The sequence below is a fragment of the Ruminococcus sp. D54t1_190329_F1 genome, from assembly GCF_015551645.1.
GTDB classification, from domain to species: Bacteria; Bacillota; Clostridia; order Lachnospirales; family Lachnospiraceae; genus Blautia_A; species Blautia_A faecis.
In genome coordinates this window covers 1-15364 of record NZ_JADNDC010000044.1, presented here as the reverse complement: position 1 = coordinate 15364, position 15364 = coordinate 1, and the positions used below count along the sequence as shown (strand labels likewise).

Here is a 15364-nt window from a genome sequence, read left to right as displayed (position 1 = left end):
AATTTGTGGGTAAAATATGGATATTGTAATTGTTACATATAATTCTGAAAAATGGATAAAAAGGTGCCTGGATTCTCTGCTGAAGGCAAAGGCACTTTCTTCAGATCTGAAGTTGTTTTTTGTGGATAATCATTCCAGTGATCAGACGGTAGAATTGCTGACTGCTTATGAAAAGAAAGACGACTTCAGCCGTTTTGAGATTATTCAGCAGGAACAGAATCAGGGTTTTGGAAATGCTAACAATCTAGGAGCATCCTTTGGAAAGGATGAAATTGTTTGCTTTTTGAACGTTGATACAGAGGTATTCGAAGATACTTTTAAGCGGCTGGAAGAGATAATTGCAGAGTCATCGAAAGAAATCGGAGCCTGGGAATTCAGACAGCTGCCATATGAGCATCCCAAAATTTATGATCCTGTTACTGGCATTACAAGTTGGATGTCCGGAGCAGCATTTGCAGTACGCAGAGAAATTTTTGAAAAACTTCAGGGGTTTGATAAAAATATTTTTATGTATGCGGAGGACGTGGATTTCAGTTGGCGTCTGAGAGCATCCGATTACAAAATTAAATATTGTCCGACTGTGAAAATAATGCATTATTCGTACGAAAGCATTGGAGCGGTGAAGCCGGCGCAGTATGTAAATTCTCTGATTAATAATCTGCTGCTGCGATATCGTTTTGGCAGCTTTTCCGATGTGATGAGAGGCTATTTTCAGTTTGCAATAGTGTTTTTTTTACATCGGGCCCCCTATCCGGGAGCAAAAAAACAATTGCTTCAGGCTTTTGCGGCACATTTTTCATGTATCTCTTCTTTTAATAATAAAAGTTATGCCAGGGCGCAGGTGGGACAGTTCCTGGAGTGGGATTATGAAATTACGCGTGACAATAAAATCCAAACACAGAAGGATTGTGAATTTTGTCCTTTGGTTTCCATTATTGTGCGAACCTGTCAGCGTGCAGAAGTTTTAAGAGAAGCGTTGATCAGCATCCGAAATCAGACGTATTCCAATATAGAGGTTATAGTGGTGGAAGATGGTGAGGCTTCTGCTGAAAAAATGATCGTAGAAGAATTTTCAGATTTGAATATCCGATATTATTCCACCGGAAAGAAAGCCGGACGTTCAGAAGCGGGAAATCTTGCATTATCGAAAGCAGCCGGGGAATATATTAATTTTCTGGACGATGATGATATCTTTTTTGCGGATCATGTAGAAACCCTGGTACAGGCTTTGGCGCAGAACAGAAAATATCTTGCAGCATATGCATTTGGATTTGAGACTCCGGTTGTTGTAGAAAGCACCTCTCCGTACAAATACCATATTAAAGCTTATAATAAGCGATATACGACTGCATTTGATGAAGTAGAGCTGTGTTATCATAATTTTATACCAATACAATGCATTATGTTCTCGAGACGTCTTTATGAAGAATTTGGGGGCTTTGACAGCTCACTGGATTATCTGGAGGACTGGGATTTATGGGTAAGGTATGCACAAAGGACAAAGTATATTTGTGTGGAAAAAACAACATCTTTGTATAGAGTTCCTTTTGAACAGAAGATTCAGAAAGAACGACAGCATCAATTAGACGAGGCATTAAAAACAGTACGAAAAAAACACGAATCCTATGAGATTCCTGTGAGTGCAGCAAGACTGGCTGTATATGGAAAAAAACGAATATGGGAGAAATAATAATGAAATTACAAATTCAATCTGTAATTTATGGAAATCAGGTAGACGCTTTGGTGAAAGCAATGAAAGCCCTTCAGCAGGCTGTAAAAGTCTATCACAGACGCGTGGGAGATCTGCAGGTGAGGCTTATTTATGGTGACTCTACACCAACTCCTGTTCTGGATGAAAAAACACAGAAAGATATCCGTGAAATGCTGAAGGCGGAAATTGAATTTGAATATAAAGTATTTGGATTTAATTCCGGAACTGCCAAAGGTCATAATCTGATGGCTGAGAATACAGATGCTGATATTATGATGATCATGAATCCAGATGTTATTTTGGAGCCAACCTGTCTGTGTAAGCTGATGGAACCTCTTAAACTGAAAGAGGTTGGAATGGTGGAGGCAAGACAGACTCCGCTGGAGCATGCAAAGGAATATAATACAAAAACAGGAGAAACGGAATGGGCATCTACTGCCTGTACTGTGTTTAAAACAGAGGTATACAATAAAATAAATGGTTTTGATGCAGAAACCTTCTTTTTATATTGTGATGACCTGGATTTTTCCTGGCGTGTGCGCTTGGCTGGTTATAAAATCATTTATATGCCATCCGCTATTGTATATCATGCTAAAAATCTGTCCTTATCAGGAACCTGGCAGCCTACATCCGCAGAAATATATTATTCTGCAGAAGCAGCCATGCTTCTTGCCTATAAATGGTCAAATCCGGAAAGGGCAGAAAAGCTTTGCCAGCAGTATCTGACTCATGGTGGTGAAAGCGAAAAAAAAGCAGCGCAGGAATATCGTAAAAGAGAAAAAGAGGGTACTTTACCCCAAATGATAGATCCAGAACATAAAATCGGAAGATTTTTAGGAGATGAATATTGTAAGATGCGATTTAAGTTTAATCACTAATTGCTTTGAGGAAATGAGTATGAATAATAAAAATAATAATAGTTGGAAAGATATTATTGGTGAATTTTCAGCGAACAGTAATGTTGGGCTGTATTTAAAAGGATTAGAGCATTTAAATACAGAAGAAAACCAGAAATTATACGAAGAGAAATATCTTCCTGTCATTCAAGGTGAAAAAAAGGAAAATTCTCCTTTTTTAAGCGTTATTATCCGTACGCAGGGAAAGAGAGAGCAGGGATTGCGCGAAGCCCTGCTGTGTCTGCAGGCGCAGGAATGCCAGGACTTTGAAATATTATTGATTGCGCATAAAGCTGATGAAGAACATGGTAAGTTGATCGAAGAAATTCTGGAAGATCAGGAAGAGGAATTCAGAAAGAAAATAAGATTCTTTCGTCTGAATGAAGGAACCAGAACAACTCCGCTGAATTATGGTTTTTCCCATGCGTGGGGCAAGTATGCAGCTGTTTTTGATGATGATGATATTCTTTTCTCAAACTGGGTAGAGGAATTTAAAAAGTGTGCAGAAGAAAACGAGGGCCGTATTCTTCATTCTTTTGCATTTGCACAGGACTGGGAAAATCTGGAAAAACTGGGATATTGTGCAGTGGCTGCTCCGTCTGCAAACTACTGTGTTCCCTTTAATTTGATCAATCAGTTATCTGTTAACAGATGCCCATTGATGACTCTGGCGTTTCCTGTAAATATTTTTCAGAAGGCAGGAATTATATTCAACGAAAGCCTTAATGTGACAGAAGATTGGGAATATTTTATGAGAACCGCTTTTTTATGCGGCGTTTCCGATATTGAAGCACCGACAGCAATCTACAGATTCTGGAAAAACATTGAAACATCTGCCACCTTGCATGATCAGGAAAATTGGGATGCAACGTATCATTCTGTACAAGAGACTTACAACAGTCAGAATATTATTCTGCCGGCAGGAAATATCAGAAGAATCATAGAGCTGTCAACAGCTGGTGCAGCTCAGAATCTTGTAAATGCCAATGGCGAAATGGTAAGTCAACTTTTCTTCAGTAAAGGTGAAAGGTTTAGCAATAATCAGGTGATTCAGGCCGTGAATAAGGCAGAAGCACCGCAATTTGACATCTGGTTTCTATTTGAAGAAAAAACAAATGATTTAACAGCAATGCGATTCGATTTATGTGAAGAAGGACTGTTTATGCTGAAAAATTTCAGTGTGGATATCTGGTTTACAAACGGAGAGAAAAAAGTACTTACGTTAGAGGATTGTGTACATAACGGCCTGGAGACGAAAGAGGGAGTATTTTTCATTAACTCAGATCCGGAAATCGTGTGGGAACTTAAAGATGAAAGACTGCTCGATGTTGTGAATGTGAAAGGGGAATTTGAACGGCGGGTGAAAACCAAAGGATGGGTGAATACGCTGCTGAATATTTTCCCATTGAAAAAATGTTTTAAAAAGAGAAAACTACATAACAAAGGGTATTTTTAGATCAGGAGGGTAAGATAATGAAAGTATTGGTAACTGGTGCTGCTGGCTATATGGGAAAATATGTAGTAAAAGAATTGTTGGGAAAAGGTCATGAGGTTTATGCAATTGACTTTAACCATAAGGAAATTGACTCAAGAGCTGAAATTCTGGATGTGGATATATTTTCCGGTGATGACAGAATTTATGAAAAGGTAAAATGTCCTGATTTATGTATTCATTTAGCATGGCAGGATGGATTTGTGCATAATTCACCAAAGCATATGGAAAACTTATCAAAGCATTTTACATTTCTGAAGAATTTAATTGATGGCGGCTGCAAAAGAATCGCAGTTATGGGAACCATGCATGAGATTGGATTCTGGGAAGGTGCAGTGGATGAAAATACTCCGTGTAATCCATTATCACAGTATGGTATTGCAAAAAATGCATTGAGACAGTCTCTTTTACTGCTAACCCAGAATTCAGATGTGAAGATTTACTGGTTAAGAGCATATTACATTCTGGGAGATGACAGACGAAACAGTTCTATTTTCACAAAGCTGCTTCAGGCAGTAGAAGATGGAAAAGAAGAATTTCCATTTACTTCAGGTGAAAACAAATATGATTTCATTGACATAAAAGATCTTGCAATGGAAATCGTAGCTGCAAGCACACAGGATGAAATTACTGGAATTATAAATGTCTGCACAGGAAATCCAGTTGCTCTGAAAGATAAGGTGGAAGCATTCATTAAAGAAAAGGGACTTCCGATTAAATTGAAATATGGAGCATTTCCTGACAGACCTTATGATTCCAAGATTATTTATGGCGATAGCACGAAAATAAATAAAATTTTAATGACAACAGGGAAATAACATTATAAAAGGATGTGATCGTGTGGAATTCGGAAATGGAAAAAAGAATCAGTTAGTATGGCGCTCGTCTGAAAACAGATATCATAATGAGGAATTCAAAGTGAATGAAGATAATGACAATGTAAATGTTGCGATACTTGCACGCCAGGTAAATGCAGAAAGTACAGTGCTTGATATTGGCTGCGGTGAGGGCAAATTTGGTGCTATGCTGCTGAATAAAAAATGCCAGCTATATGGAATCGACATTGATTCAGAAGCATGTCGAAATGCATTGGAAAAATATAAATATAATAAGATATTTTGCACAAATATTGAAGCGCCTGATTATACGGATGAAGGATTTGCAGAATTAGAAAGCCTATCTTTTGAATTTGATTATATTGCCTTGATCGACATTCTTGAACATGTAATAAATCCTACAAAGGTTATTGAAAACTCAGTCAGATACTTGAAAGATAAAGGGAAAATCTTGATCAGTGTTCCAAATGTGAATAATGCAGATATATTTTTAAATTTGCTTAATGATCATTTTAATTATCGCGAAGCTGGTGTGCTAGATAATACACATACGAAATATTTTACTAGACATTCTTTTATTGAATGGATTGAAGATATTAACAGTACAGCAGATTTTGCTCTGGATTGCGAATATATAGGAAGTACTTTTGGTGAAACCGAGTTTATGCAGGAAGTGGAGAAAAAGTATCCAAACGTGTATGAACTGATTCAGTTAAATCCATGGTTTAATGCGATTCAGCATTTGTTTGTACTGACCTATTATAAAAACAAAAAAGAGGCAAACACCAATCATCTAGAAGGACTTTTACAGGAAAAGGGTAATAATCTTGTAGGAAAGCTGAATCAGGTGCTTGATTTTTCAGGGGCAGATTTGCAGGAAAAGGATTTTTCAATGCTTCCAAATGAGAGAAGAACTTTAAAAGAGCAAGTCTTTGTATCAGAAGAAGGATGGAAAAAGTGTGCAGATGAGTTAAAGAAAGCGAAAGCCTTTGAGGAAAAAAATCAGAGAGACATTGATGAATTAAAGCAAGCATTAGAGCAATCGCAGCAAATGGTGAGTGAAAAAAATGCGGAGCTTAAAAATGTAGAGGATAAATTGGCGCAAAGTACAGCCGCACTGGAAGAAACTCGTGTTGAGTGGAAAAAGTGTGCAGGGGCATTGGAAGAAACCCGTACCGAATGGAAAGAATGTGCGGAAGCATTGGAAAATGCGAAAAAAGGCTGGGGAGAATGCGCGGAAGCATTAGAAAATGCGAAAAAAGGCTGGAAAGAATGTGCGGAAGCGTTAGAAAGTGCGAAAAAAGGCTGGAAAGAATGTGCGGATGCATTAGAACAGGAAAGAAAATCAAAGTGATGTATCCACATAAGTGAAATATAAGAGGAAATGGAGAAAGAAATTATTTAATGGCGAGGGAGAAAAGAGACAATAATTTTAATATCATTAGGTTTGTTGCTGCAATAATGGTTATGGCTGGACATATGGCATATATTGGTGGCTATACCCTTCCTACATTATGGGGAGAAGGAATTCAGGCGCTCGGAGTAAAAATCTTCTTTTTGATTGGTGGATTTCTTATTGCGAAAAGCTGGGAATCAGATTCTAATCCGGTACGGTATATGACGAAAAGAGTTTTTAGAATTTTTCCTGCGCTTATTGCATTTACATTAGTTGCTGCTTATGTGATTGGACCAATCCTGTCAACACTTACAATCAACGAATATTTTCAGTCACCACTGGTTAGAAATTATCTGCGAAATATATTGTTATTTCCAGCATATTCACTGCCAGGAGTGTTTGCAACAAATCCATATCCCAATGCAGTAAATGGTTCATTATGGACTCTGCCTATAGAATTCGCAATGTATATTTTGGTTCCGATTATTTTGATTCTTGCAGGAAAAAAAAAGGAGAAGAGATATTCTTTTGCTTTTGTTTCTGTGATTACCGTTGTATTATGTTGTCTACAAATGGTAAAACTTTTGTATCATCCTGAATGGCGTTGTGTCATATATGGGACAGATATATGGGCTGCGATGGAACTGATTCCGTGGTATCTGATTGGAGTGTTATTCACTTTTCCATGTATGCAGAAATTGTTAAATATTCAAGTAAGTATTTTGGCAGCCTTCCTGTTGTCCTGTCTGAACCCAGGATCACTTACCTTTTGTATATTAAAATATGTGACATTTTCATATACAATATTCTCCTTTGCATTGATGGAAAAACCGACCTTTGCAAAATATTTTTCGCAGGCTGATATATCATATGGATTATATTTATATGGTTTTTTTGTGCAGCAGATCGTAGTATATCTGTTTAATAAAAGCAGCATTGTAATAGGAGAAATTTGGTTATTGGTATTTTGTATTGGCATTACATGCATAATAGCGCTGCTTTCTTTTTTATGCGTAGAAAAGCCGATGCAGCAGCTAAGCAAGAAAATATTGGCCAGATTATAGAAAATGCATAATTATATTAGACTTTTGTTCGTCGATTATCTATGTAAAAACTATATAGTAATCGACGCTGGTTATTATGGATAGCTCTGTAAATCTTGGAAGTAGTACACGTTTTCCCATATTTACATGAATTAGAATACAATGCTGATATGGAATAATTTGATTAATTATACGATAGGGGTTGGAATGATAATTGAAGAATGTAATTTGACATTTGATCCCGATATGCTGGTGAATATCAACTCGTATAGAGAATATCATCCCAAAGAACATTTTTCCACTCTTGCCCGCCGATTACCAATGTAGTAAAATAAACCTACATGGTAATCGGCGGTTTGTTATTATGGAGGGGTTATTTCATGGGCAGATTTGTAAATCTTGGCAATAACGCGTTTCAGACTGCACTTACTATTTATAGTCACAAATTTATTATATGGGAGAAAGAAGTATGAAACAACGTATTCAATGAATTGATGTTGCAAAATGTTTTGGAATGTTTTTTATTTATTTAGGACACTATGGAGTTGTGACAGGAAATGCATATAATTGGGTTTTTAGTTTTCACGTATGTTTATTTTTTTATTTGTCTGGATGCCTTGAAAATTTTAATCATAAAACAATATTAGAAAATATTCAAAAAAAGGTTATTAATATTTTAATTCCTTTTTTCTTTTTCGCTATATTAGGCATTCTATATAATGCTGTATTGATAAATACAAATGTTTATATACACGAGAATTTAATGCTTTTATTAAAAGGGGATATTCGAAATCATATAAATTTTGGGGGCGGATTATGGTTTCTTTCTTGTCTGTTTGTTATTGAAATATTATTTTCTTTTATAAAGAAAATGAATAAAAAAATTATTATATTTATTACATGCTTAATTTTATTTATGTTCTCACAGTTTTTGATTTCTCCACCTCCCACCGTACAACCAAGTTGGTATTGGAATATTGATAGTGCATTATACTATACTATTTTTTATTGTATAGGATTTATTACATATGAGCCGGTCCTTAAACTTTTTAGAAGTAAGAAATCACTTGTAAAATGGATTTCAAATATTGCTCTGCTATTATGTTTTATATATTCGTTTTCCCTATTTTGGCAAAATAATTTATTGTCTAAAATAATTGGATTAAATGATATAATTGGAAAGATGTTTGAAATTATCACTCCGCTTCCTTCTATATTTTTAGTTCTTAGAGTTTCGTATTTTCTATCGGGTGTAGAAATATTGGAACGATTAGGAAGAGCATCTTTGTATTTGTGTGGAAATGAATTTATAATAAAGGAATTGGTTCCGCAGATTCTTGGTATATTCAACATTTCAATAACTATAAGTACTACAATTCAAGCATACATATATTGCTTTTTGCTATTATGTCTTGTAGAAAAATTGTTAATGCCATCTGAAAAATTAATTATAGAAAAATTGCAAAATGAAACTTCTTCTTTAGTTAAAATGTTGTTACAGTGTAAATGATTGTAAGTGTCTTAAAACATGGTGTAGTGACTCCAGACGTTTCTCCTGATATAATGTAATATAGTGGTTTTGAGTCACTTACGAAAAATCACACGTCGGAAAAAGAAGGGAATGAAGGACTTTATCCGTGGAATCATAGAGGAAAATCAGGGCGGTTTTGAGAACAGCCGGGGGAAATATGTTGACAGGTATGATGTATACGGTATGATAGTGAAGCGTTTTTTATGCGAGGGAGACACGAAAAAAAGGAACTTTCATATTTATTACAGTGACGGAAAAGCTTACAGTAAAAAGTAGGAGATCAAGCCCTGGATGAAAAGATTGAACGCAGATAAGCATTCCCCCGCTTCAAGTGTGCGGAGCACTAAGCAGCAGGTGAGGGGGATGCTTCTGTCAGTGGGAATTGAAAGCTCCCACTGACAGATCGCGAAGCGACTGCGTTCATGAGCAAGTAGAGAAGCGGATTGCGAATGTACGCTTTACAAAGTGGAAGCGGATGTGATCGCAGCGAAGAAAAGATATGACCATGCAACCGCAGTTTTGAAAGAGCTATTGGACAAGCGGGATACGATAAGGAAAGATGAAATCCTGTCAGCAATTGTAAAGAGTGGACGGTCTTATGAGGAGATAATGAACTTCCTGAATGTGGAAGAAACTGAGAGAGAAACAAAGGAATAGACAAGGAATGCACCACAACTGCGGCTGTGGTGCGAGTTTTAGGCGGAAAATTTCTGGAGGTTCACATTGAGGGGAAAAAAGTATTGATCGGATAGTTTGGGGAACAATCCCCTTGCCCGTCGATTGTCTATGTAGTAAAATAAAGTTACAAGACAATCGACGGATTTTTTTCGTAAAGAAAACTTACTTAAGAATCGTCGGAAAGGAAAGCATTTAAAATGGATAAAATAGCAGTACTCATCCCCTGTTACAACGAGAGCAAAACCATAGAAAAGGTTGTAACAGATTTCAAGAAAGTATTGCCGGAAGCGGTAATATATGTATACGATAATAATTCCACTGACCATACAGATGAAATTGCCCGCAGAGCAGGTGCTGTAGTCAGATACGAATATCAGCAGGGCAAAGGAAACGTTATTCGCAGAATGTTTCGTGAAATTGATGCACAGTGTTATATCATGGCAGACGGAGATGATACTTATCCCGCAGAATTTGCCCCTTCAATGGTTGAGAAGGTATTGAATAAAAAGGTTGATATGGTAGTGGGAGATCGTCTGTCATCTACTTATTTTACAGAGAATAAGCGGCCATTCCATAATTTTGGAAACAGTCTGGTGCGTAAATGCATTAACATTATGTTTAAAACCCAGATAAACGACATCATGACAGGCTACAGAGCATTCAGCTACCAGTTTGTAAAGTCCTTCCCTGTATTATCCAAGGGGTTTGAGATTGAGACTGAAATGAGCATTCACGCAGTTGATAAGAACATGTATATCGAAAATGAAGTGATCGAGTACAGAGACCGTCCCGAAGGCAGTGAATCCAAACTGAATACATATTCAGATGGCTTCCGGGTACTGAAAACCATAGCCAAATTATACCGTAATTATAAGCCAATGGCATTCTTCGGACTGGTGGCAGCAGTGCTTTTGATCCTTGGAATTGGATTCTTTATACCGGTATTTGTAACCTTCCTTGAAACCGGACGTGTGGGAAAAATTCCTACTCTGATCGTATGTGGTTTTGCTGTTTTGGGAGCAATTCAGTCATTGTTTTCCGGACTGGTCCTGCAGACAATGGTTCAGAAGAACCGGCAGGACTTTGAAATGGAACTGCAGAGAATACAGGAGCAGTATAACAAATTATTATGAAAGTTCTGGACAGCAGTGCGAAGCACGAACGTTCATATATGGTAGTAACGCTAGAGCCTGTTTGAAAAATCATTCCCGCAATCTGCATGCCCCACTTTGCGGTATATTTTGCCCGAATTCGATTGTCGTAGCCCGCTACGGCGCCCTCATCCGGACAAAATCTCCCACAAATTGTGACGCACATCTTGCAGAAAGCCCTTTTCAAACACGCTCTAGAGAAGATATGTCTGCCTGGAGAAATAATAAAAAGTGGAAGCACAAAAAAGGCTTCCACTTTTTGTTATATGATCATTGTTATAGCCTGTACAACAACAAGACTTTCAATCACCATCATAGTTTCCCATATTTTACAGCTGCGGTTATGATCCACAGACACCATAGCTGTAGAGAACAGGGAAAACAGCGCTGGAGCAAGAGGAAGAAAATAACGTCCCTGAATGCCCTGTATATGATCACAATCCATTGTGGTATAACCGACCATCATGGAAAACATGATCAGCAGCAAAGATCCCAGACAGCTAAAGGCGATAAATGTCCGGTTTTTCCTGGTGAAAACCGGGGCGTCTCCTTTTACGTTTACAAGCAGTAAAAGAATGATCAGGAATACTATTAAAAGGGACCAGTTGATATTAATATCCAGCCAGGATAATTTTCCACCTAATAAGCCTCGTAGAATGGTGTCACTGCACTGGATGACCGTATTCCATAAAATATAAATGGTCTGGAGCGGGTGCTGGAATACATATGAAATCGGATAAATAGTATTTTCCGGATCCGCAGAAATATCTGTGGCAAACATTGCAGAAAACATAGGCATAAATTTAATTAAAGTAACTGCAATTAAAAGGACAGCTCCCACGCAGATACATAAAGGAACGATCCAGCGCATCTTTTTATGCATGTGAGGGTGCGGCACATGGGAAAAACACATGAGCAGCAATAACAAAAGTGGAAGGTAAACCCCGCCTTTCACAATTGCAATGAACAGTGCCAGAAATCCAAGAGCGATCAGGTAACTTTTTTTTCGCTTAGGGTTATGTAAACTGTAAAAACACAGTGCCGTAAACAAAAAGATGAACCCGTTTATCACAGAATCATAGGAAGCAGAAGCTGCCTGCTGCAGTGTGATAGGCAAAAGCCCAAGTGCTCCCAGAAGATTTTTTCCAAATGGTGCAATGCAAATGGCAAAATAGACCAGAAGGATAAATACCACAAGACTGCAGATCCTTGCCAGCTGGAAGGTAAGCATGGGGGAAAGATGCAGCAGCCGTCCAATACTAAGTCCTATTGCAGCCGGAACATAAACGACTGCAGGAACCAGACCTGATGTGCTTACATAGGAAATCTCAATCAGATCCGCATCCGAAGCAAACTCAAAGCTGTGAAACAGAAGCTGGTAGTAGGAGTTCGTCTCCAGTCCATTGCTTAACATATCGCTTAACTGAGCATCACAACGCCGTTTATATATGGTATTGCCTGGGGTTTCCGTATTTTTTACAAACAGCATTTTGTTAGAAAGGCTGTAAGCTGCATCAAAATGCGTTGGTTCATCCGGAACTCCGTGAACGGTAACCAGGCATTGGAAAATCAGTCCCAGAAATAAAGCAACAGGAATATAAAATTTCTGCACAGTCATCTGGCGGATAATGATCAGATAAAATGTCATTATTATAAATAAAAGCAAGATAACACACAGCGCAATATAAAAATAAAGCATGAAATTATTGTCGCCGTAAGTGAAGGAATAAATAATATTTGTATGACTGTTTGTATCGTTGTTAAACTCCTGAACCAGGGTCTGTTTTTCATTTGATGTAAAAGAAAGAACCGTTTTGTCCCCATTTATTAATTTCAGTTTTAATTGTAAATGTGCGTTTTCAGAGGCACTTACTGGCTGGGACAGATTGCAGGTCAGTTCTTTCTTTTTTGTTGTGCGGAAAACGGAAAGTGTGTGTTCTGCCTGATAATAAATTTCTCCGGAATCTGCATTCGTCAAGGTGATGAAAAGGCGGGCATCGGAATTTTTATTTTTTGCAGTGCCCTCAAGTGTAAACATCTTTAACTCAGGAACTGTACAGGTAAACGTTTCTGTAAGAACGGGGGAATCCGAGGATAAGGTTATGGTACCTGTAGGTTTATGAGTTGTCATCATAACATACTCAATGGGCTGATGAAGGTTAAAACGAAACTGGGCTTTATACATAAGAAGACATACACCACTGATAGAGAGAAGAATGATAAAAAGCGAGAGGATATGTCCTAGTATTTTCTTTTCTTTATTCATATATAGAATCTCCTGTGTAAAAAATATTTGTGAAATATGCTCTGCTATTCACACAAAAATAAAATTTCATGTTAAAATATTATAACGAATCGGAAATAAATATGCAATGATTTATAAGAAAAGAGAGGGATAAATGAAGAAACGGAAGCGCTTACTGGTTATACTTTCAACATTTGTCATGGCTGCTCAGCCCATGTGCGTTGCCGCAGAAATGCAGGATGCAGAAGGCTTTGGGGCAGTAGAAGAAATATGGGCTGACGAGGAGAACGAGGAGGAATTTTTAGCTGCTCCTGAAGGGGGAAATGAGGATTTAAATGGCTTTCAGGCTGAAATTTTCACAGAGGAAAATGACAGGATTGAGGCAGAAGAATCTGGTGAGATCATCTCCGGTGCTATTGCGGGAGATTCCGTTGACAGCGGCATCAGCCTTTTTTCTCTGGACTATTACACGGACAGCTATGGTGCCCAGCTGGATGGAAATGCAAAGGCCTTGTACGATCTTCTGGTGCAGAATTATGTGGTGGATTACAGCCAGTATCTGGAAAGCGTTGATTTTCCTTTTGAATTTCCTGATACCATTACATTTGAAGCAGTTGTTGAGGATGGCAGTTTTCAGAGAAAAGGAGAAAGCTATGTACAGGCTACCGATGATGTGAAAACAGCAATTCAGGCAGCTTCAGATGCTTTTTCCTATGATTATCCACAGGCTTTCTGGTTCAGGGGCAGCAACTATGGATACCGGGTCAGCTGTGTTAGGGATGGGTCCTCTTCTACCGGATATAGGGGAACATTTAAGAATTTCACCTTTAAACCGGCGAACAGGGAAATCAGTGAGAATGCCCATACTCGAATGGGGGATTTTATGGATGGTGTTCAGAGTGCTGTTGCAGAGCTGAATGAGCAGACTTTGGGCATGGATATGGAGCAGAAAATAAAGCGGATTCATGATTATATCTGTCAGAGAGTTACTTACAGGAACGATAATACTTTGTGGGTGCATTCTGCCGCCTCGTTGTTTCTGGATGCAGATCCTGCATTTGTCTGCGAGGGCTATGCGAAATCCATGAAAATTTTCTGCTATTATATGGGAATAAATTGTGCCTGTGTCAGCGGAACAGCCAGGGGAACTTCTTCAGGAACTCCTGGAGCGCACATGTGGAATTATGTACAGATGGATGATGGAAACTGGTATCTGGTGGATGCCACATGGGATGATGTGGGAACACCGCCATCTTCACGATATTTGCTGGTGGGACGCTCTACAAAGGGACAATATATTACCATTGGTGAGGAGCGTGTGGAGTATACCAGTTTTTCTACTACTTCAGCAGAAACGGCTGGTCCTGTGTTTATTTTGCCGGTTCTGGCAGAAGAGAGTTATGCAGATAATAAGGGGAAAAATGAGCCCGCAGTTACAGTTGTGCCTACAGTGACACCAACTGCGGCGGTAAGTGCGGGACCGACCCCGACCGTAAGCGTGAAACCAGCGCCAACCGTAAGTGTGGCTCCGACTCCGACTGCAAGTGCGGAACCGACCCCGACCGTAAGCGTGAAACCGGCGCCAACCGTAAGTGCGGGACCGACCCCGACCGTAAGCGTGAAACCGGCGCCAACCGTAAGTGTGGCTCCGACCCCGACTGCAAGTGCGGAACCGGCACCGACTGTAAGCGTGAAACCGGCGCCAACGGCAAGTGCGAAAACGACACCCACCGCGAGTGTAGCCCCGATACCAACTGTAAGCGTGGCTCCAATACCGACTGCGACACCTATACCAACTACCACCATACTTACCTTACGGGTAAAACAAACCTACAAGTCAGGTGGTAAAATAAAGTCAGTCCGCACCACCAATAAAAAGATTGTCAAAGTGGATAAGAAGGGCAAAATCACTGGGAAAAAAGCTGGAAAAGCAACGGTAACCATCACTTATACCAACGGAAGCCGTAGGATTTTCCTGGTAAAAGTGCAGAAAGGTATTGTAAAAACAACTGCTGTTTCCGTAAATAAACGGAATATAATCCTTGCCAAAAAAGGAAAAAGCTTTCAGCTGAAAGTCACTCTCACACCAGTCACCAGCCAGCAAAAAGTAACTTATAAAAGTTCCAATTCCAAAGTAGCAGCAGTAAATTCAAAAGGAAAAATAGTTGCGAAAAAGAAAGGAACAGCTACAATTACAGTGAAGTCAGGAAACAAAAAAATTACCTGCAAAGTCAAAGTAAAGAAATAACCCCAAAATACTGTCAGAACCGAAACAAAATAAAGTTTTGGTTTTGACAGTATTTTTTTATGTCAAGCGTTTTTGAAAATGTCCTAAAATAATTGAAGTATTAGCCCCGGCTTTTTGCTGGGGCTTGTTATATTGAT

12 protein-coding genes and 1 pseudogene are annotated in these 15364 nt (G+C 38.6%); 11 read left to right on the top strand and 2 right to left on the bottom strand.

Annotated elements, in window-relative coordinates:
* Positions 1–16 precede the first annotated feature (16 nt).
* From I2D69_RS16640 to I2D69_RS16595, 10 genes are all read left to right on the top strand, one after another.
* Positions 17–1690, top strand: a complete 1674-nt coding sequence (locus I2D69_RS16640; protein WP_148462156.1) for a glycosyltransferase family 2 protein — start codon at positions 17–19, stop codon at positions 1688–1690.
* A 2-nt stretch (positions 1691–1692) separates the two neighbouring features.
* Entirely contained in the window at positions 1693–2589 is an 897-nt protein-coding gene (locus tag I2D69_RS16635; RefSeq protein WP_187566109.1) for a glycosyltransferase, read from the top strand.
* Between the two features lie 19 nt (positions 2590–2608).
* On the top strand, positions 2609–4063 hold the full coding sequence (locus I2D69_RS16630) for a glycosyltransferase family 2 protein (protein WP_195380266.1): 1455 nt from the start codon (positions 2609–2611) through the stop codon (positions 4061–4063).
* 17 nt (positions 4064–4080) lie between these two features.
* Positions 4081–4917 (top strand): NAD(P)-dependent oxidoreductase, encoded by an 837-nt coding sequence (locus I2D69_RS16625; protein WP_148462159.1) that lies wholly within the window; start codon positions 4081–4083, stop codon positions 4915–4917.
* Between the two features lie 100 nt (positions 4918–5017).
* The gene (locus I2D69_RS16620; RefSeq protein ID WP_195380265.1) at positions 5018–6289 is read left to right on the top strand and encodes a methyltransferase domain-containing protein; all 1272 of its coding nucleotides are present in this window, start codon (positions 5018–5020) and stop codon (positions 6287–6289) included.
* 50 nt (positions 6290–6339) lie between these two features.
* The gene (locus tag I2D69_RS16615; RefSeq protein ID WP_195380264.1) at positions 6340–7395 is read left to right on the top strand and encodes an acyltransferase; all 1056 of its coding nucleotides are present in this window, start codon (positions 6340–6342) and stop codon (positions 7393–7395) included.
* Positions 7396–7864: 469 nt separating this feature from the next.
* The gene (locus I2D69_RS16610; RefSeq protein WP_227198847.1) at positions 7865–8884 is read left to right on the top strand and encodes an acyltransferase family protein; all 1020 of its coding nucleotides are present in this window, start codon (positions 7865–7867) and stop codon (positions 8882–8884) included.
* 111 nt (positions 8885–8995) lie between these two features.
* On the top strand, positions 8996–9181 hold the full coding sequence (locus I2D69_RS16605; RefSeq protein WP_148462163.1) for a hypothetical protein: 186 nt from the start codon (positions 8996–8998) through the stop codon (positions 9179–9181).
* Between the two features lie 201 nt (positions 9182–9382).
* A complete protein-coding gene (locus I2D69_RS16600; protein WP_226836596.1) occupies positions 9383–9562 on the top strand; it encodes a hypothetical protein in 180 nt (59 codons plus the stop codon).
* 218 nt (positions 9563–9780) lie between these two features.
* Entirely contained in the window at positions 9781–10716 is a 936-nt protein-coding gene (locus I2D69_RS16595) for a glycosyltransferase family 2 protein (RefSeq protein WP_148462165.1), read from the top strand.
* A gap of 100 nt (positions 10717–10816) precedes the next feature.
* Here I2D69_RS16595 and I2D69_RS21250 read toward each other — a convergent pair.
* A pseudogene (locus tag I2D69_RS21250) lies at positions 10817–10900 on the bottom strand (DUF6783 domain-containing protein); the annotation flags it as partial.
* Positions 10901–10996: 96 nt separating this feature from the next.
* Positions 10997–13000, bottom strand: a complete 2004-nt coding sequence (locus tag I2D69_RS16590) for a DUF2142 domain-containing protein (RefSeq protein WP_195380263.1) — start codon at positions 12998–13000, stop codon at positions 10997–10999.
* Positions 13001–13133: 133 nt separating this feature from the next.
* Here I2D69_RS16590 and I2D69_RS16585 point away from each other — a divergent pair, with 133 nt between their 5' ends.
* Positions 13134–15227, top strand: coding sequence for a transglutaminase domain-containing protein (locus I2D69_RS16585; RefSeq protein WP_195380262.1), 2094 nt, complete (start codon positions 13134–13136; stop codon positions 15225–15227).
* Positions 15228–15364 lie beyond the last annotated feature (137 nt).